This window comes from Serratia sp. CY33525 (genome assembly GCF_052169115.1).
GTDB classification, from domain to species: Bacteria; Pseudomonadota; Gammaproteobacteria; order Enterobacterales; family Enterobacteriaceae; genus Serratia; species Serratia sarumanii.
Window position 1 is genome coordinate 1 of record NZ_JBJNLK010000018.1, and the last position, 17054, is coordinate 17054.

Consider the following 17054-nt stretch of genomic DNA (forward strand, 5'->3'; position numbering starts at 1 on the left):
AAAAGGTCGATCGCTGTGTGAGTCAGGATGCGGGAAGGTCTTCACTGCATCAGTAATCACACCAATCTGGTTAAACGGCAAACTAAGTGGTGGTAAAGACTGACATCGGCATTATTACTATCGCTATGTACGATAACCTCGCCGTCCGGTTTTCGACGCCAAACGGCCATCATCAGAGCGTCCAACGCAAGTTCGCGAGAAAGAGTGGGCTTCATCGACCAGCCAACCACGTTACGGGCGAAGAGATCGATAACCACCGCCAGATACAGCCAGCCCTGCCAGGTGCGGAGTAGAGTAAGAGGCAGGGCGTAGTCGGACTATTTCCCTGCCTCTCCTCCCCGAACCGGACGTGCACCTTTCAGCGCATCCGGCTCTCCATTTAAATGCTGGCGAACGCCATTGCCACTTCTGTAAAGCGCGATGTATACGTGTTTCTGGTCTCCGTCCTCAGATAGGGATTACCTTCGGGTAGCCGCCAGCGGAACAGCTTCTTGCCTTGCCCCACCAACCGGTACAGTATTTCGCCGCTGAGCTTGCCGTGATTGGTTTTACCAAATAAAACCCACGTTTTGCTCTGACCCGGTTTCGGTGATTTACACCACCACCTCATCAGGGAAGCGATACCTGTACGGTATTTGCGGGCCAGCCAGTGAGCCAGCTTCCAGAACACGACACGGTCGATATAACTGAAGACTTTGGCCTTAAAATCAACGAACTGATAGAACATGGCCCAGCCTTTCAGTTTTCGGTTGAGTTGTTCAGCCATATCGACTTTGCTTTCACTGTAGTTGCCTGATAACAGTGCTGTCAGCGATGCGGCGAAGTTTCTGGCTTTCTCCTGCGGGATCGTTGAGACCACTCGCATCTCGCCATAACGACTGCGTTTGCGAATGATCCTGTGCCCCAGAAAGATAAAGCCGTCATTAACATGGGTGATTTTAGTCTTATCCATGTTCAGCCTGAGTTTCAGACTGCCTTCGAGCACACCCCGACACTCCTCCCTGATGGCTTCCGCCTGTGCTTTGGTGCCTTTGACGATGAGGACAAAATCATCGGCATAGCGGCAGTACGCCACCGCGGGTTTCCACTGCCAGTTTTCTCTGACCGCCGTACTTCGGCCCCGTTGGATACTGTTATTCCAGTACCACCGATCTTTTCTGGCTTTCCCGCTCAGGTAGCGCTCATGCAGGTATTGATCGAACTCATTCAGCATGATGTTCGATAATAGCGGCGATATAACACCGCCCTGTGGTACACCTTCACTGGCCGCCCGAAAGAGACCGACATCGATATGTCCCGCCTTGATGGTTTTCCACAGCAGAGTCATGAAACGTGCGTCACTGATCCTGCGGCGTACAGCCTTCATCAGCAGTCGATGATGTACGGTGTCGAAGTAACTGGACAGGTCGCCTTCAATCACCCAGCGTCCCCGGGTTTCACCACAGTCTGTGAGCTGTAATTTCACCGTGCGGATCGCGTGGTGGACACTGCGCTCAGGCCGGAAGCCATATGAGAGCGTATGAAAATCACTCTCCCATATCGGCTCCATCGCCATCAGCATGGCCCGCTGAACAATACGATCCCGCAACGCGGGGATACCCAGTGGTCGCAGTTTGCCGTTGCTTTTAGGGATGTAAACCCGTCTGGCGGGCAAGGGCTGGTAGTGGCCTGAGAGTAATTCATCCCTGAGGATTTGCAGCTCAACAGCCAGTCTGGCCTGTAGCATTGTTTTGTTCACGCCATCAACGCCGGGGGTATGGGCCCCCTTTGATGAAAGCGTGATCCGCGCCGCTTCAGCCAGCCATTCTGGTTGTGTTATCAGACGCAGCAGCCGTTGAATCCGTAGGGACGGATCGGTGGCTGCCCATGTGGCAAGCTTGCGTTGCATTTCGCTGATTATCAAAGGTCTTCACCTCGTTAGGTCAGTTAATTCACGTCGCAAACACATTCAAACTGCTTCCCTTCGCCATGTAATGGGCTTTCCCCATCGCGGACTACTACGGAAGCTCCGCCAGCCAGCGCGTCATCGGAGCCATGCCCCCTTAACATCCGTCGCTGACCTTCCCCGGTTTACCTGCCTGGACTCAGGCATACTGAGGAGGCTGCCCGTCGCACTCTTTATCCTTGCTTGCCGCAAGTTGGCAGAAGTCAGCAACGCAAGCGTGATAGACGCTGCTGCCCCGGTGTTTCGCATACATGTCAAAACACCTTCGACCGGCAGTGCTTACGTATCACTGCCAGTTCCTCCTGCACGGCCTGTCAGATCACGTAGGCCGTGGTGACGTTTTCAACCCACAGAGGCGGATTAACGGGTTCATGTTCTTCAGCCTTTCAGTACTTAACCTTGAGGATCATCTCGGCTTAGTGATCTCGCCTCAATCCCCGTTGTCAGCGGGTTACATCACCCTGCGGGCATGCCGCAGGTCACTGCCGCTCAGGTTCTCCACCGTCACACCCGGTGGGATTGTTGGGTTTCTCATCGTGAGTTACCGGTTCAATATTCCAGACAGACTCGCGGTTCATTTAAGCATCCATGCCCGCCCTGAACTCCGGGCACACTATAAGTAATATCGGTGACCCAGACCTGATTGGCCCGGACAACGGTAAACTGCCGCTGCACACGATTAGGCGCAACCACTGAAGGTCTGCCAGCGATACGACGCGGAGCTTTATAGCCACGCACGGCTTTAATCCGGTTCAGTTGCATAATACGGCCCACCCGGTTTTTACCGCAGGTTTCCCCGATTTCGTTCAGGTCGCCATGAACCCGGCGGTAACCGTATACGCCTCCGCTCAGTGAATAGGAGTCACGGATGAGCGTCAGCAGACGCTGGTTATCTTTATCACGCGCGGAGACCGGGTTATGCAGCCACGCATAAAACCCGGCCCGGGCAATGCACAGCACCCGACACATCGTCATGACACCCCATACAGTGCGGTGCTCATTGATAAAGCGGTACTTCAGTCGGGCTCCCTTGCAAAGTACCGCGCGGCCTTTTTCAGAATGTCCCGTTCTTCCTCAGTGCGCTTCAGTTGGGCCCTGAGTTTCAGGATCTCGCTTTTCGCTTCCAGTAAATCACGGGCATGCTGCTCGCTGTTATCGGGTTTAATAGCCCGCAACCACTTATAGAGACTGTGTGCTGAAACGCCCAGCCGGTCAGAAACTTCGGCGACGGAATAACCGCGTTACGTTATCTGACGGACGGCTTCTTCCTTAAATTCAGGTGTAAATCGTAGTGTGCCCATACGCTCCTCCTATGCTCAAACTATAGGGCAGGATCGTCTACCGGGGCGAGGTCAGTCCACATTCGCTATGTCATATCATGATGAATGGCGGAAATATACTTGTTCTTAAAGAAATTTTAGGTCATGCTGATATCAAAATGACTATGATTTACTCGCATTTTTATCCTAAACACTTAGAAGATGCTGTTACAACAAACCCCTTAAAATTTATTTAAAAGAAATCTAAAAATGGAAAAAGATAGTAAATTCTATAAAGAAAAAAGAATTGAGGAAGTATTGAACAATCTTCTTGAGAAAATAATTAAAAACCCCGACATTAACCCCCCAATTAAATCCAAAAAGGATTTCATTAGTGATTTCAATGAAAGATGCTCCAAACTAAATGAATGCATACAAAAATTTTCCGATGATGCAAAAAATAAAGCAATTGGATTCGAGAAGCTTATTGAAAAATCCAAGGAAATACAAACATGTATAAACCAAACATTAAATAATTACTTAGCTGGGGATATCAAAAGTGCCTATGACACCTTTGACAACACCTTCTCAAACCAATCAATAATTAGCCACCTACACAGAATTTGCGTCCCATTAAACCAATTGAGTGACAAAAAAACCCCTTTATTCCGAGTGAGAAAATCTGATCAACCATTAAAAGAAAGAGATGATATTTTTCATATTCCATTTTCTAAAAGGCACTTAGTTAATGCTCAACGTTACTCGGTTGCAGGTCTACCATGCCTATATCTAGGAACATCTTTGTATGTTTGTTGGTTGGAGATGAACAAACCAGATTTTGACAAACTTTATATATCATCATTCAAAGCAAAGGACGTCAGTTCTAAAATACTAAATTTAGCTTCTAAGTACATGATTTTGCCAAAAAAGGAAAATAATGATGAGAATACAATAGTAGATACAAACAGAACCATAGCCTCTTATCTTATTTTTTGGCCATTGATTATTGCTTGTAATTATATTCGTCAAAACCCTGACTCATCTTTCATTCAGGAATACATAATACCCAACATTTTAATGCAGTGGATCGGTAGAAAAACCAGTTCTTCAATTATAGGGGTGGCATATTTTTCGACGAAGATGCCCAATACACGCTCTAGTTTAAGATCAGTCAACATTGTACTACCGCCTAAAGTCACTTATGACCAAACAATAAAATTTAAATACTGCCCTAAGTTATCAAATCTATTCAATTTTACAAACCCTCTTTCTTGGCAAGTACTTAAAACTTTAGAATATCCGGACCCAGCAATAAAAAATGTTGAACAAGCTAGTGCTAAAACCTTCTTAAGTAGTATAACTAAAAACAATAAAATTAAAGAGATAGATGATGATCTTGTTGTTCTTTATCCATTGACAGATTTCTACAAATTAGAAATTTGTATAAACGATCTTTTTGACCATCAGACTATTAATAACGACACTACGGATGGCGACAAACTGGCGGCAGAGCCTTAAAAAGGTGTAAAACAAGTAAATAAAAGATAATATCAACCTACTGATTTGGAATACAACTGCATGATTTTGTTATAATATAAATGGTATGTAGTAATTTCGGACGGGGGTTCAAATCCCCCCAGCTCCACCAAATACGTCGCCAGTGAACCAGATAGACCCGGCGATAATAGCGAAAAAGCCCACAACTTCGGTTGCGGGCTTTTTTGTTTTTGTCGTATTCAGGAGGAACCCCCTTGGCCCGTGCTCCCCCGGGCCAATGCAGGCTAGTGATCCAGATAAAGATAATGCAGCCAACTGGTCATGCGCAGCAGCACTTTGCGCATCACGGAAACGTGCTCGAAGTGCCCGGTATAGACCGCCGCCTGAGCGCTCACGCCGTCGGGCAAGTGAACCAGATCCGGGTTGGCCGCCAGGTCAATCATCACGTACACCCCTTCCCGGCCCGGCGTGGCGCTCAGGCCCTGCAGTGCGCCGCTGGCCTGGTAGCTGCCGTCCGGTATCGCCGGCAACACTCGGCTTACGGTGCCGCCGTAAACCTGCCCCGGCAAGCCGTTGAACACCACCTCGGCCTGGTCCCCCTGCGCCAAACGCAGGATGGCGTTCTGGCGGAACACCGCCACCACCTGGCGCTTTTGCTGCGGGATAAAGATCATCACCGGTTTGAACGGCAGGCGAACCGCCGCCGTGCCCGGCCGCGCCAGCACCTGCGTGACATACCCGTCGCTCGGCGCACGCACCACCGTTTGTTCCAGGTTGTAGCGCGCTTCGGCAATCTGCGATTTCAGGCTGGCTATCGTGGCGTCTTCGCCGTCATAGCGCCCGGACAACCGCGCCTGTTCCTGTTGGAACTGAGCTTTCGCCGCCTGCAGCGCCGCGGATTGCGCCTGGTACTGCTGCTGCGCATGGCTGACGTCCTGCTCCGAGAACGGGTTGACCGGCATCGCCGCCCCTTTCGCATAGCGCTGGTAGTCCTTACGGGCACGCTCATACTCTGCGTTCGCCCGTTGCACGTTGGCGGCGGACTCGCTGAGCGCCGCCCGGCGCGTTCTGATCTCCGCCTCGGCCCCGGCCAGTTCTGCCTCCAGCCTGGTGAGCCGCGCACGGTAGCGGCTGTCGTCAAGACGGAACAGCACCTCGCCTTTGCGCAGCAACACGTTGGTTTTCTCCGTTACCTCAACGATCATGCCCGAGACCTGCGGCACCATCGGCACCGACACGGCGATCTTCTGCGCCCGATCGCTGTACGGATGGTTGTAGTTCATCGTCAGAATCAACGCGCCGACGATAACGATCCCGCCAAGCACGGCGGTCGGCACGGTCCATTTGTTGACCGGAATGCGAAACAGTTTAAATACGCCGTAGCTCAGCGCCACGTAGCTGAGAATAATGAGCAAATCCATAGGCTACGCTCAACTTGCCGTGGGGCCGGGAACCGACGTCGGCTTTTCCTGCAGGCGTTGCAATTCGGCTTCGAGCAGCGCGATGCGCGCCTGCAGGTCCGTTGAAGGTTCTGCCTTCTCACTCATGCCCCAGCCGCGTTCCGGCCGATAGAGCGTTGCCCAGATCCACAGCAGCGGCCAAATGGCGTGCAGCGTAAACAGGCTGACCCAACCGGCAACGTGAATCGCATCTTGATGGGGGTGCCGGCGTTTTTTGGCCAGCAAATAGGGAATGTCATGAATAATAATGACGCCGTAGAATAAAATCAGAAATACCGCAATCAGTACGCCTAAAGCGAAATAGTTAAGAAACATGTAAATTCCTGGCTGAGAATAACGGAAATAAACGAGGTTTATAGCGTGTTATATTGTCTGATATCGTTGGCGATGGTATCGATGGCATTCTTCACGTCGGTGACTTTAAGCTGCGCTTTCTCGTTATTGAGATTTTCCCCCGAAGCCTTGCGCACCACTTTAATGACCGGCTGATTAGTCGCCGCATCGATAAACTCGCCTTCCATATAGACCGCACTCTCCATGGTGCGGTGCCCGGTCACGCTTTGCGTCGCGGCAATCAGCAGGGTGATCGGCAAGACTTCATAGATTTGCAGCCCCTTCTTCTGCGTGTCTATCGCCGTGATGGCGCCGCGGAAAATCAGGGTATGCTCGCGCGGCATGTCCACCAGCGTAAAGTGGGTGCCCATCGCCTGCTTAAACTGCTGGTTGGTATAGTTCAGAATATTGTCGAGTGCGCGCTGGCTCACCATCTCGCTCGGTTTCGGCCGCGGGAAATAGATCATCGGTTGATAAACCAAATATTGATAACGGGAAAAATCGACGTTCTTATCTTTCCAATATAAAACGTCTTTGCCGGACGCGGATTGACCTTTATTGATATCGTTATAATTGGTCAGAAAGGTCGAGTATTTTTCTTTTTCGGTCACGGCGGAAGAACACGCGGCCAGTAATAACAGCGCAGGCAAAATAACCGCTCTTGTCACTTTCATTGACGGATTTCTCTTTATTTTGGTGGATAGCAAATAATCAAATCGAATGATACCCACCCGTCCGCGATAAGTCATATGACAATGCCGCCAAAGGTGTATATCATTTTTGATATACAAACTCACAAGAGCCGGCCAGTGAAAGAGAAAGACTTCCGCATTGAAGAACTCAGGATTGTCCGCATCATTGCCGAAACGGCTAGCGTCAGCAAAGCGGCGCAGCGGTTGGATATGCCGCAGTCTAACGTGTCGCGCGCCCTCACCGCGCTGGAACGGCGGCTTGGCTTGGAACTGTTCCTGCGCGGCCCGCGTACCCTGGCGCTGACTGAATTCGGCGAGCAATTCTTGCGGCGCGCCTCGCAGTTGCTGGACGAACACAGCGATCTGCTTGATATGTCCGGCACCTATAAACGCAGCCTGAACGGCATGGTCACGCTCGGCGCGCCGATCGGCATCCACGCTTTCCTGGCCCGTTATTTACTGCCGCCGCTGCTGCACGCTGCACCGGCGCTGACTGTCGATCTGGTGACCCGCAATCCCGATGAACGCGAGAAAAAGTACGGCGCAGTGTTCGACAGCGACTGCGATTTGCTGATCAGCTTTTTCCAGCCGCAAAACGAAAGCCTGATCGCCAGGCCCTTCACCCGTTTTCGCGTCGGGCTGTTCGCCGCACCGGATTACATCGCCCGCTCGCCGCTGACAGCGCTGGATGAACTGCCGCAGCATCGCTGCATTACCTTGCGCATGCTGGGCGGCATTCGCAATACCTGGAGCGGCTACAGTGCGCAGGGGGAGTTGGTGCAGGTCGAGATCGGCGGCGCCAGCGTTTGCGATAACATTCTGCCGGCGATCGAGCTGGCCAAACAGGGCCTGGGCATCGTCTACGCCCCGTACTATTCCGTCACCGCCGAGCTGGATGCCGGCACACTGCTACCCTGCCTGGCGCGCGAGCGCGGCATCGATATGCAGGCCTACCTGATCTACCGCCGGCGCGGCGTGTTGCCGCACCGCGTGCAGGTGACGATGGACAGCATCATGGAGAGCGTTAAGCTGCACGCGCACCGCCTGATGTAACAAGAAAAACCCCGCCGCAGCGGGGTTGAATGCTTTGCGTCGGCGAAAAATGCCTCAACGCCCCTCTTTCTCCCCCAGGAAGAAATACCAAAGCGGAATGGAAAGCAGCAGGGTGAACACCAGCGTATACAGCAGTACCATCAGGCTCTGCATGATCACCATCTGGGCGCTCCAGGCGCCGATCGGCAGTTGGAATTGCTCAACGGTGCCGCCGAGGATCGCTCGCCCCATCACGCAGCCGACCGCCACCGCCACCGTCGCCACCGCCGCGCGGAACTTGCGCACCTCGGCGCGGCGGGCGGCCGCTTCCGGCGTTTCGTCCCGGTGGCTTTGCCGTTGGCCGCGCCAGCGCCACACGTCCACCAGCAGCAACGCCGCGAGGCTCACGCCCATCACCGGCAGGCAATAACCCAGTACGGCTGCCACCAGCAGCGTGCCGGCGCGCGCCGGCAGGGAAAGCGCCAGCCAGGCGGCAACCAGCGTATGCACCGGATGCTGCGCTCCCGCCGCCGGGCGGCGGATCCACCACATGCGGTAACCCAGCGCGATCATCAAGCACAGCCCAAGGCCGAACGCCGCCAGCAGCAGCTGATTCGGCACACCGAACAGAATGCCCATGTGGGCGTCGATGCCCCAGCGGGTCAGCTTGGCGATCAGCGGGAAGGTGTCGAACCGCACCTGGTCGACGACGGCGAAGCTTTGCGGCGCGATGGCAACCGCGTCCACCTGCGTTGGCCAGCTGCGATCCACTTCGGTTACCGTCCAGGCTTTGCCCTCGCCTTTCGGCTGGCGCAGCTCGACCTTGGCGGCGTCTATTCCAGCGGCGCGCGCAGCGTGCAGCGCCCGATCCCAGTCGCCGTTCAGCGCATTGCTCTGCGCGGCAGGGCCCATCTTCATGCCCGGCATCATCCCGCGGTGCTCGGCGTGCGGATCGGCCGGCGTCTGCGGCGTATCGGCCTGCAGGCTGGTGTTGACCTGCGGCGTCAGCCAGCCCAGGTTGGCCCGCAGCGCGTCGATGTTGCCGCCGGCCCACTGCGACCAGGTCAGCCCGGTAGCCGAGAAGAACAGCAGCCCGGCCAGCAGCGCTACACCCAGCGTGATATGCCAATGGCGGCTGGCGGCGAAGCCCCCTTTCGCCCTTTTCAGCTTGCGTTTCGGCCGCGTCGCCAGCCACAGCGCCACGCCGCCCAGCGCGGCCACCCACAGCCAGGAGGCCGCCAGTTCGCTGTAGTTGCGCCCCAGATCGCCGAGCAGCAGGCTGCTGTGCAACTTATCCAGCCAGGTGCGCAGCGGCAGCACGCCGGAGGTGCCGTACACCGTCATATCACCCTTGATCGCCAGAGTGTAAGGGTCGACAAACAGCGCGCGCGACTCGGAAGCGCCCAGATCGGCGCCCGCGAACTGTACGCGCGTGGTGTCCATTGCGCCGGGCGCCGGGCGCACGGCGTAAATGCGCGCCTCGTCACCCGCCGCGCGGCGGGCGGCGGCGATCTGGTCAGCCAGCGATCTCGCCTGCCCGTGCGGTTCGGTGAAAAGCGCATCGCGATACAGCGCCTCTTCAAGCTGCGGGGTCAACACATACAGCGTGCCGGTCAATGCAGCGACCAGAATAAAAGGAGCGACCAGCAGGCCGATATAAAAATGCAGCCGTCTGATCAGGTTCAGCATCGCGCCACGCGGCGATGCGGCAGGTGGAGTTTTGGTTATTGAAGACATGGCCTTTCTCGTTTTTCAAACTGTGCGCGCAGGCAAACCGTCCGCAGCGATACGGACGGCGTTACCCATGATCAAGCAATAGGGAAAAACGGTTGGCCGGGCGGCCCGCGCGGGCTCGGCCGCAGAACAAGGCGCCGAATGGGCGGAGAAACGATACGCGGCGCGCAAGGCAGGCGCGCGATGCGCGCCATCAACCACAGCAGCGGGACGAATGTCCACAGCAGCAGCGGCACGTGGATCAGCAGCTCGCAATAGCCGCAGAAAATCATTTCCGCAGGATCCATGCCGTGGTGGCCGGCATGCTCGGCGGCGGGCATCGTCATCGCGTGCATGTTGTGCGGCATAGCGGCGTCCGTCTGCGCCATGCCGCCCATCATCGGGTGGTGCATCAGCGATTTCGACACCACCGGCGCCACAAACAGCAACAGCACCGCCATAATGGCGATGCAGGCGGTAAAGCGTTGCTGTAGCTGGCGTGGCACTCTCATCGCAGCGGCGAATTAACCCGGTCGGTGGCGAACAAGCGGCCAGTGTAACCCGCGATGCGCGATGAGGTGAAAGAAAAGTCAGGTTTGTCTTACGCACACCCGGCGGCGGCGATCACAGCACCCGCGAATAGACCCGCGTGGCCTCCCCCCACGGGTGATACCCGAGCCCGTGATAAACGAAGCCGCTGCGCTCGTAGTAGCCTTCCAGATCGGTGCACAGGTGCAGCTGCGGGAAGCCCAGCCGGCGGGTTTCCGCCGCCACATGCTCAATCAGTTTGGCGCCGTGGCCCCGGCCGCGCTGCGCTTCCTCTACATAGAGCGCACACAGCCAGGGATACAACTCCCCACGGCTGATAAAGTCGTTGGTGATAAGCCCCGCGCAGCCGAGGATCTGGTCATTTTCCATCAGCAGGTACCACTGCGGCAGCGGGTTGGCGGCGCCGAGGCTGCGGTTGATGGCGTCTTCATACATCATCAGCGTCTCTGCCGTGGCCCAGTGCCGCTGAAAATACGCAATGGCGCGCGGCGCCAGCTCGGGCGCTTGCCGCACCGAAATCATGTCCATCGTCATTCCTGTTATCCATGTTGTCAGCGTAGAATTATGCAGCAATATGCACGGTATGGCAGCGGCATTCCGCCGCCGTCATTCACTAAGGAGTCATCATGACGCAAAACATCTATGACAATCAGGCCTTTTTCGACGGCTATGCGCAGCTCAGCCGCTCGCAGCACGGCCTGGACGGCGCGCCGGAATGGCCCGCCATCCGCCGCATCCTGCCGGATTTGCAGGGCAAAAGCGTGGTCGATCTCGGCTGCGGCTACGGCTGGTTCTGCCGCAGCGCGCGCGAACAGGGCGCAGCCAGCGTGCTGGGGCTGGACGTCTCGGAAAAAATGCTGGCCAAAGCGCGGGAGATGACCGCCGACGCGGGCATCGCGTATCGTCGGCAGGATTTGGCGCAGCTTCAGCTGCCGCCGGAAAGTTACGATCTGGTCTACAGCTCGCTGACGCTGCACTACCTCGAGGATCTGGCCGCGCTGTTCGCCACGGTTTACGCCGCGCTGAAACCCGGCGGGCAGTTCATCTTCACCGCCGAGCACCCGATCTACACCGCCCCGGCGCAGCAGGGCTGGCTGACCGACGGCAACGGGCAGAAATCCTGGCCGGTGAACGGCTACCAGCAAGAAGGCCGGCGCGTTTCCAACTGGCTGGCGGAAGGCGTCATCAAACAGCACCGCACGCTCGGCAGCTATATCAACCCGCTGGCGCAGCAAGGATTTATCATCCAGCATTTGAACGAATGGGGCCCCAGCGCGCAGCAAATCGCCGCTAACCCGGCGCTGGACGAAGAGCAGGAACGCCCGATGATCTTCATTCTCGCCGCCCGCAAACCCGCCTGATTGATCCGCAGTAAACCGTTCACATCACCACAGTTGGGGAGGCCGCCTCCCCCCAACGGCTATTATGCCGGCAGCGCCGCCCCGTGCGCCGCGAAGTGCGTCAGCGCCTCGCCTTCCATGCGATAGCGCACCCACTCGCCCTGCGGCTGCGCGCCGATGCTGAGGTAGAAATCGATGGCCGGTTGGTTCCAGTCCAGCACGCTCCACTCCAGGCGGCCGCACTGCCGTTCGCACGCCAGCTGGGCGATGTGCCGCAGCAGCTTTTTACCGGCGCCCGCGCCGCGATGCTTCGGCGCCACGTACAGGTCTTCCAGATAGATGCCGTTTTTACCCAGCCAGGTGGAGTAACTCATAAAGAACACCGCATAACCCGCCGGCTCGCCGTTTACCGTACAAATCAGCGCTTCGGAACAGGCGCCCGGCCCAAACAGGCTGCGTTCGATATCTTCCACGCTGGCCAGCACCTGCTCGCGCGCCTTTTCGTACACCGCCAGCTCGATAATCATATCCAGAATCAGTTTGGCGTCGCTTTTTTGCGCCGGGTAAATCTCAATGGTCATGGCAAATCCTGAGTGTGTTGATGGCTGTGCTTGCCAGCATATCGCGCCTCAAATACTGTATGAACTGCATTTTCATCAACAGGTAATGAATATCATGCATCTGGATTTGAAACGCCTCGATCTCAACCTGCTGCTGGTGTTCGAAGCAGTGTATCGGCTGCGGTCTGTAACGCGCGCCGCGGCGGAGCTGGCTCTCAGCGCGTCGGCGCTGAGCCACGCGCTGATCCGGCTGCGCAAGGCGCTGGCGGACGAGCTGTTTTACCGGGTCGGCAACGACATGCACCCGACGGTATATGCCGACAGCCTGGCCCCGACCGTCAGCGAAAGTCTGGCGTTGCTGGCCAAAGGGCTACATCCGCGCCCGCGCTTCGTTCCCGCCGAAAGCCGGGAGAGCTTCACCTTCGCCATTACCGATTACACCGCCTTCGCGGTATTTCCCGCGCTGATGGCGCAGATGCAGCGCCTGGCGCCGGGGCTGTCGTTCCAGCTGCGCTATTCCGAGCGCAAAGTGGCGCTGAACGATCTGCTGGCGGGGCGCATCGACTTCGCGCTGGGCTTTACCGAAACCGACGGCGAAAGCTACCCGGAGATCGACGAAGTGAGCTGGCTGGAGGATGAGTATGTGGCGATTTGTTCACCCGCCTTCAGCGTCAAATACGGCGAACTGACGCTGGAAAACTACCTGCGGGCGCGCCATCTGGTGGTGACGCCGTGGAACGAACAGCGCGGCGTCATTGACTATCAGCTCGATAAGCTGGGGCTGCAGCGCGATATCGCCATCCGCACGCCTTCGCTGCTGGGAGCGCCGTTCATCGTCGCCGACAGCGAACTGGTGATGAGCATGCCGCGCTACGCCGCGCAAAAATTGCGGCAGGCGGCGGCGCTGGCTATCCATCCCCTGCCGTTTCCGGTGCCACCGTATCAGATCAAAATCTACCTGCACCGCAAAAACGGCCGGCCGGAGGCCTGCCGCTGGTTGCGGCAACAGCTGCAGGCGCTGGCGGCGCTATAGCGCGGGTTCGCCGATCGGCAGATACCCCTGCCACAGCGGCCGGGCCGGTTTGCCATGCGGGTTGGCCCGCAGATGCACATGGTAGCCCTGCAGCGCCTGCAGCAGCAGGCAGTCGTCCACCTCGGCCAGGTCATCCTTGTGCTGCTGCGCTCTGTCCGTCAGCAGCACCCGTTTGGCTTTGTCCTTCGCCTCGTCGGCAGAGCGCGCCACAAACAGGCCGAACTGGTGCAATTCCGCCAGCTCATCGCTGCGGTAGCCGCCCACGTTGACGAAAAACAGCTTCTCTTCACCGGCGAACGGCGCAGGCTCCAGGCTCACGTCGTAACCGTCCGCCCAGTCGATGCGCGCATAGCCGTCGACATGCACCTTGCGCTTATCGCCGAACCACTTTTCACGCAGCAGCGGATACGCCTCTTCCGGCCGATCCGCCGCCGCGAACTGCACGTCGTGCAGCTCAATATTGGCGCCCGGCGCCGTACCGCCCACATAAAACATCAATAATCCCGGCATGTTAGTCTGCTCTCCTTGGTGATAATCGCTATATAAAATAATACATAGCGAAACATCTACCAACGGCGGCGCCATTCTGTGTTATCAATAGGTGAGGTTTAATCTGTTGTGGAGGAACGCATGGCATTCAATATCGGTGATTTTGTTCAACGCACCACCGGCGGCCCAAAGATGACCGTGGTGGCGATCGACGGCGAAACCCTGGTTTGCAGCTGGAATGAACTGGGCAAAGAGCAGCGCACGGAGGTGCAGGCCAGCGACGTGGCGCTGTACCACGAAGACGGCGATTTCGGCGTCTGCTGAACGCTCGGGGCGCGCCGCGCCCCGTTATCGCGTCAGGCGCGAATGTCCTGATAGGCCGGCGTGGTATCGAACTCGTGTTTGGCGAACGGGCACAGCGGAATGATTTTACGCTGCTCCGCGCGCATTTTCTCCACCACCAGCGCCACCAGCTTTTTACCGACGCCCTGCCCCTTCAATGACTCATCCACCCAGGTGTGATCGATAATGGTCAGCTTGTCGCCGCTCGGCACGAAAGAGATCTCGGCGATCAGCTTGCCTTGTTCATCATTGATATAAAAACGCTTCTCGTCTGCCAGTATTTTATGAGCCATATTATTTCTCCCTATATTTCAGTGCGCCGCTGGGGCAGGTGTCGATGACGCGTTTCACTTCGGCCGGCTCGGCATTGTCCGGCATAATCCACGGGCGGCGGTTCAGGGTAAAAATAGCCGCGTTGCCACGCACGCAGTTGGCGGAATGGCGGCAAACTGCACGGTTAAAATAAACGTCAATCTTATCACCGGAATAACGGCGGTAACCGGCGGCGGTCAATTTCTCGTCCATCTTGGCCTCACATTGCCTGTTTTATTGTTTTTGCTCCGGGTTCAAGTATAGGCAATGCCGCCGGCTTCACCACGCGTCTCGCACACCGAAAAAAGTGGCGCAACCGCCCGTCGCCGCTAGAAAAAAACGTAAATTGTTCTAATCTTTATTCAGTAAGACAACATAATTCCGACAGTGGCTAAGGAGTTCGAAATGGGTGATAGCTCAAAAGACGGCGTCATTCTGCTGTCCCGCATATTACTGATGATTCTGTTTATCATTTTCGGCTGGATGAAATTGGTCAACTTCGGTGCGACCGTCACGGCGATGGAAGGCTATGGCACACCGATGCCTTATTTGGCGGCGATCGTTGCCGTGCTGGTGGAGTTTATTTTCGGCATCGCGCTTATTCTCGGTCTGTTTACTCGCCCTATCGCGGTCATTTTCGCCCTGTATGTTTTGGGCACCGCGTTTATCGGCCATCCGTTCTGGAAAATGACCGGCATGGAAATGATGGGCAACGAAATCAACTTCTTTAAAAACATCAGCATCATTGGCGGCTTGCTGTTGCTGGCGGTGACCGGCGCCGGCCGTTATTCGCTGGACTATAAAATATTTAATAAATAATTCATCGATGGCCGGCGACTCTCGCCGGCCATTTTATTTCCGCTATCCTTTCAACGGCTGCGCTTGGCGTGGCGCTCAAAGTTTTCCGCCCTGGCCTGCGCCGATTTTCGCAGCGTGACGTAGCAGGCGCCCTCGCCGCCGTCGCGCGGTAAGGCGCGGCAAAACGCCTGTACCTGTTCAAACTGCGCCAGCCATTTGGCGACGTAACTGCGCACGATATTCGGATGGCTTTCGTTCTGCCGCCCGCGGCCGTGCACGATCAGCAACGAACGCAGGTTTTGCGCCTCCGCCTGCAAGATGAAGCGAAACAGCGCCTGCCGGCTGGCCTCGACCGGCTGGCGCAACAGGTTCAGCGACGCCTGCGGCGGGTAACGCCCGTTGCGCAGCTTGTCCAGCACGCCCTGCTGAATGCCTTCCCCTTTGAACTCCAGCGGCTGTTCACAGGGGATCACCTCGAGGAAATCGGTGCTGAGGAAGTTTTCCTGCCGCAGCCGCTGCGCTTCGCGCCGCGCGCTTTTGTCCAGCGTCTCCTGCGGCTTGAGGTACAGCGTCTGCCGCCCGCTCGCCAGCGGCACCACGTCCGCCATCGCCTGTTCAAAAAAGTCTTTTTCCTGCTCGCTCATCTTCCACCTCTCTTGAACGGCAGCCTTTACGGCCGGGAATGGAGTCGATTGTAAGACGCCTTGCCACGGTTGCAAGCCGGGAATTGTCAGCGGCATTTGTCTCATTTGTCGTCAACGGGTGAGCTTGCGAACAGTTTTCGCTATACTGCTAAGCCATCATTGAGTGCCGCAAAGGATCGAGCCCATGACAATGCGCGAGCTGGAAATCCAGTTTCAAAATGCGATGAATGAGTTGCAGAGCAGCTTCGAACGGCAACACCGCGAATGGCAGCAGAGCTACCAGGCGCTGCAGCAACTGCTGGAAGAAGCCAAACAGCGCGAAGCCGCGCTGCGGGCGCAGAATGAACAACTGGCGCGCAAACTGAGCACCGCCAGTTCGGTGCCGGAGCAGCATGCGCTGGTGAAGCAGATCAAAATGCTCGGCGCCCATCTGGATGCGCTGGCCAAAGACGCGGCCACCTTCAATCACCACCTGCGCCAACAGGGCGCGGTCGGTAATTTCAGCGGCGAACAGCATTGATAGCGGGCGCTGTCGCACAGCGCCTCCCGCCCCTCTTCTGGCGTATTGAGAGTGTAATAAAGCCTAAATGACCTGGATCATCCTCGCCGCCCTGATCGTCGTATTTATCATCGGTTACCGCATCCTGACGTCCGACACCCGCAAAGCCATCGATTCGCTGGCCCATCTGCTGAGGGTCAAGCCGATGCTGATCGAATCGATGATCCAGGAGATGGGCGGCCGCCAAAGCCAGACCTTTATCCGCATGCTGAACAACGGCTACACCGAAGAGATGCACCAGGCGGCTTACCTGCTGTTCATCTACCTGACGTTCATCAAACAGGCGGACGACGAGCAGATTGCCCTGTGGCGCGACGTGCTGCTGCGCGCCGGCCTGTCGCCGGAGCTGCACGCCGAGCACACCGAAGCGGCGCTGTTTTACTTCGCCGAGCTGGATATCGATGCGTTTGAACTGGCGCAGTTCCGCCGCGCCTACAATGAGCGTTTCAACCGCGAAGCGTTGGCCCACGGCTGATCGCGTCCCCCGGGCGGGGGAC

Annotated in this window: 20 protein-coding genes and 3 pseudogenes; 9 read left to right on the top strand and 14 right to left on the bottom strand. The window is 56.6% G+C overall.

Annotated features, from left to right (window positions below):
* Positions 1-62 precede the first annotated feature (62 nt).
* From ACJ8IM_RS24470 to ACJ8IM_RS24480, 3 genes and pseudogenes are all read right to left on the bottom strand, one after another.
* Positions 63-299 (bottom strand): annotated as a pseudogene (locus tag ACJ8IM_RS24470) (DDE-type integrase/transposase/recombinase); the annotation flags it as partial.
* An 80-nt stretch (positions 300-379) separates the two neighbouring features.
* Positions 380-1888, bottom strand: coding sequence for a group II intron reverse transcriptase/maturase (ltrA, locus tag ACJ8IM_RS24475; RefSeq protein ID WP_001189111.1), 1509 nt, complete (start codon positions 1886-1888; stop codon positions 380-382).
* A 672-nt stretch (positions 1889-2560) separates the two neighbouring features.
* Positions 2561-3246, bottom strand: a pseudogene (locus tag ACJ8IM_RS24480) (IS3 family transposase); the annotation flags it as partial.
* A 71-nt stretch (positions 3247-3317) separates the two neighbouring features.
* Here ACJ8IM_RS24480 and ACJ8IM_RS24485 point away from each other — a divergent pair.
* Both ACJ8IM_RS24485 and ACJ8IM_RS24490 read left to right on the top strand, forming a co-directional pair.
* Positions 3318-3461, top strand: a pseudogene (locus ACJ8IM_RS24485) (site-specific integrase); the annotation flags it as partial.
* 13 nt (positions 3462-3474) lie between these two features.
* Complete coding sequence (locus tag ACJ8IM_RS24490) at positions 3475-4722, top strand: hypothetical protein (protein WP_072008422.1); 1248 nt, start codon at positions 3475-3477, stop codon at positions 4720-4722.
* 263 nt (positions 4723-4985) lie between these two features.
* Here ACJ8IM_RS24490 and ACJ8IM_RS24495 read toward each other — a convergent pair whose 3' ends face one another.
* The 3 genes from ACJ8IM_RS24495 to ACJ8IM_RS24505 are packed head-to-tail and all read right to left on the bottom strand — an operon-like array spanning position 4986 to position 7168.
* Positions 4986-6122, bottom strand: coding sequence for an HlyD family secretion protein (locus ACJ8IM_RS24495; protein WP_101455625.1), 1137 nt, complete (start codon positions 6120-6122; stop codon positions 4986-4988).
* A 9-nt stretch (positions 6123-6131) separates the two neighbouring features.
* Positions 6132-6476, bottom strand: a complete 345-nt coding sequence (locus tag ACJ8IM_RS24500; protein WP_101455626.1) for a DUF3302 domain-containing protein — start codon at positions 6474-6476, stop codon at positions 6132-6134.
* Positions 6477-6514: 38 nt separating this feature from the next.
* A complete protein-coding gene (locus ACJ8IM_RS24505; protein ID WP_041036393.1) occupies positions 6515-7168 on the bottom strand; it encodes a DUF3313 domain-containing protein in 654 nt (217 codons plus the stop codon).
* Positions 7169-7303: 135 nt separating this feature from the next.
* Between ACJ8IM_RS24505 and ACJ8IM_RS24510 the strand changes: the two genes are divergently transcribed.
* Positions 7304-8239 (top strand): LysR family transcriptional regulator, encoded by a 936-nt coding sequence (locus ACJ8IM_RS24510; protein ID WP_101455627.1) that lies wholly within the window; start codon positions 7304-7306, stop codon positions 8237-8239.
* 54 nt (positions 8240-8293) lie between these two features.
* On the opposite strand, the gene ACJ8IM_RS24515 is transcribed toward ACJ8IM_RS24510, so the two are convergent.
* From ACJ8IM_RS24515 to ACJ8IM_RS24525, 3 genes are all read right to left on the bottom strand, one after another.
* Positions 8294-9955 carry a DUF2534 family protein gene (locus ACJ8IM_RS24515; protein WP_172448747.1) on the bottom strand — a complete coding sequence of 554 codons (1662 nt, stop codon included), beginning with the start codon at positions 9953-9955 and terminating at the stop codon, positions 8294-8296.
* Between the two features lie 71 nt (positions 9956-10026).
* Complete coding sequence (locus ACJ8IM_RS24520) at positions 10027-10443, bottom strand: DUF2946 domain-containing protein (RefSeq protein WP_202394190.1); 417 nt, start codon at positions 10441-10443, stop codon at positions 10027-10029.
* A 112-nt stretch (positions 10444-10555) separates the two neighbouring features.
* Positions 10556-11008: a GNAT family N-acetyltransferase gene (locus tag ACJ8IM_RS24525; RefSeq protein WP_101455629.1), complete on the bottom strand. Its 453-nt coding sequence runs from the start codon at positions 11006-11008 to the stop codon at positions 10556-10558.
* A gap of 98 nt (positions 11009-11106) precedes the next feature.
* Between ACJ8IM_RS24525 and ACJ8IM_RS24530 the strand changes: the two genes are divergently transcribed.
* The gene (locus ACJ8IM_RS24530; RefSeq protein ID WP_101455630.1) at positions 11107-11841 is read left to right on the top strand and encodes a class I SAM-dependent methyltransferase; all 735 of its coding nucleotides are present in this window, start codon (positions 11107-11109) and stop codon (positions 11839-11841) included.
* 62 nt (positions 11842-11903) lie between these two features.
* Here ACJ8IM_RS24530 and ACJ8IM_RS24535 read toward each other — a convergent pair whose 3' ends face one another.
* Entirely contained in the window at positions 11904-12401 is a 498-nt protein-coding gene (locus tag ACJ8IM_RS24535) for a GNAT family N-acetyltransferase (RefSeq protein ID WP_033649791.1), read from the bottom strand.
* A gap of 85 nt (positions 12402-12486) precedes the next feature.
* Here ACJ8IM_RS24535 and ACJ8IM_RS24540 point away from each other — a divergent pair, with 85 nt between their 5' ends.
* Complete coding sequence (locus tag ACJ8IM_RS24540; protein WP_033635666.1) at positions 12487-13413, top strand: LysR substrate-binding domain-containing protein; 927 nt, start codon at positions 12487-12489, stop codon at positions 13411-13413.
* Here ACJ8IM_RS24540 and ACJ8IM_RS24545 read toward each other — a convergent pair.
* Positions 13408-13923, bottom strand: a complete 516-nt coding sequence (locus ACJ8IM_RS24545) for a DUF1543 domain-containing protein (RefSeq protein ID WP_033654323.1) — start codon at positions 13921-13923, stop codon at positions 13408-13410. The two genes, ACJ8IM_RS24540 and ACJ8IM_RS24545, sit on opposite strands and share 6 nt — an antisense overlap.
* Positions 13924-14043: 120 nt before the next feature.
* Here ACJ8IM_RS24545 and ACJ8IM_RS24550 point away from each other — a divergent pair, with 120 nt between their 5' ends.
* A complete protein-coding gene (locus ACJ8IM_RS24550; protein WP_025303973.1) occupies positions 14044-14226 on the top strand; it encodes a YodC family protein in 183 nt (60 codons plus the stop codon).
* Between the two features lie 32 nt (positions 14227-14258).
* Here the strand turns inward: ACJ8IM_RS24550 and ACJ8IM_RS24555 are convergent, their stop codons facing one another.
* The gene (locus tag ACJ8IM_RS24555; RefSeq protein ID WP_033654325.1) at positions 14259-14537 is read right to left on the bottom strand and encodes a GNAT family N-acetyltransferase; all 279 of its coding nucleotides are present in this window, start codon (positions 14535-14537) and stop codon (positions 14259-14261) included.
* Between the two features lies 1 nt (position 14538).
* Positions 14539-14769: a (4Fe-4S)-binding protein gene (locus ACJ8IM_RS24560; RefSeq protein WP_033654326.1), complete on the bottom strand. Its 231-nt coding sequence runs from the start codon at positions 14767-14769 to the stop codon at positions 14539-14541.
* A gap of 192 nt (positions 14770-14961) precedes the next feature.
* Between ACJ8IM_RS24560 and ACJ8IM_RS24565 the strand changes: the two genes are divergently transcribed.
* Positions 14962-15375 (top strand): DoxX family protein, encoded by a 414-nt coding sequence (locus tag ACJ8IM_RS24565; protein ID WP_033635670.1) that lies wholly within the window; start codon positions 14962-14964, stop codon positions 15373-15375.
* Between the two features lie 50 nt (positions 15376-15425).
* Here the strand turns inward: ACJ8IM_RS24565 and smrA are convergent, their stop codons facing one another.
* Complete coding sequence (gene smrA / locus ACJ8IM_RS24570) at positions 15426-15998, bottom strand: DNA endonuclease SmrA (RefSeq protein WP_033654327.1); 573 nt, start codon at positions 15996-15998, stop codon at positions 15426-15428.
* A 184-nt stretch (positions 15999-16182) separates the two neighbouring features.
* Between smrA and ACJ8IM_RS24575 the strand changes: the two genes are divergently transcribed.
* Together ACJ8IM_RS24575 and ACJ8IM_RS24580 are read left to right on the top strand one after the other, a co-directional pair.
* Positions 16183-16518 carry an MbeD/MobD family mobilization/exclusion protein gene (locus ACJ8IM_RS24575; RefSeq protein ID WP_033635672.1) on the top strand — a complete coding sequence of 112 codons (336 nt, stop codon included), beginning with the start codon at positions 16183-16185 and terminating at the stop codon, positions 16516-16518.
* A gap of 67 nt (positions 16519-16585) precedes the next feature.
* Positions 16586-17032: a DUF1198 family protein gene (locus ACJ8IM_RS24580; protein ID WP_025303978.1), complete on the top strand. Its 447-nt coding sequence runs from the start codon at positions 16586-16588 to the stop codon at positions 17030-17032.
* Positions 17033-17054 lie beyond the last annotated feature (22 nt).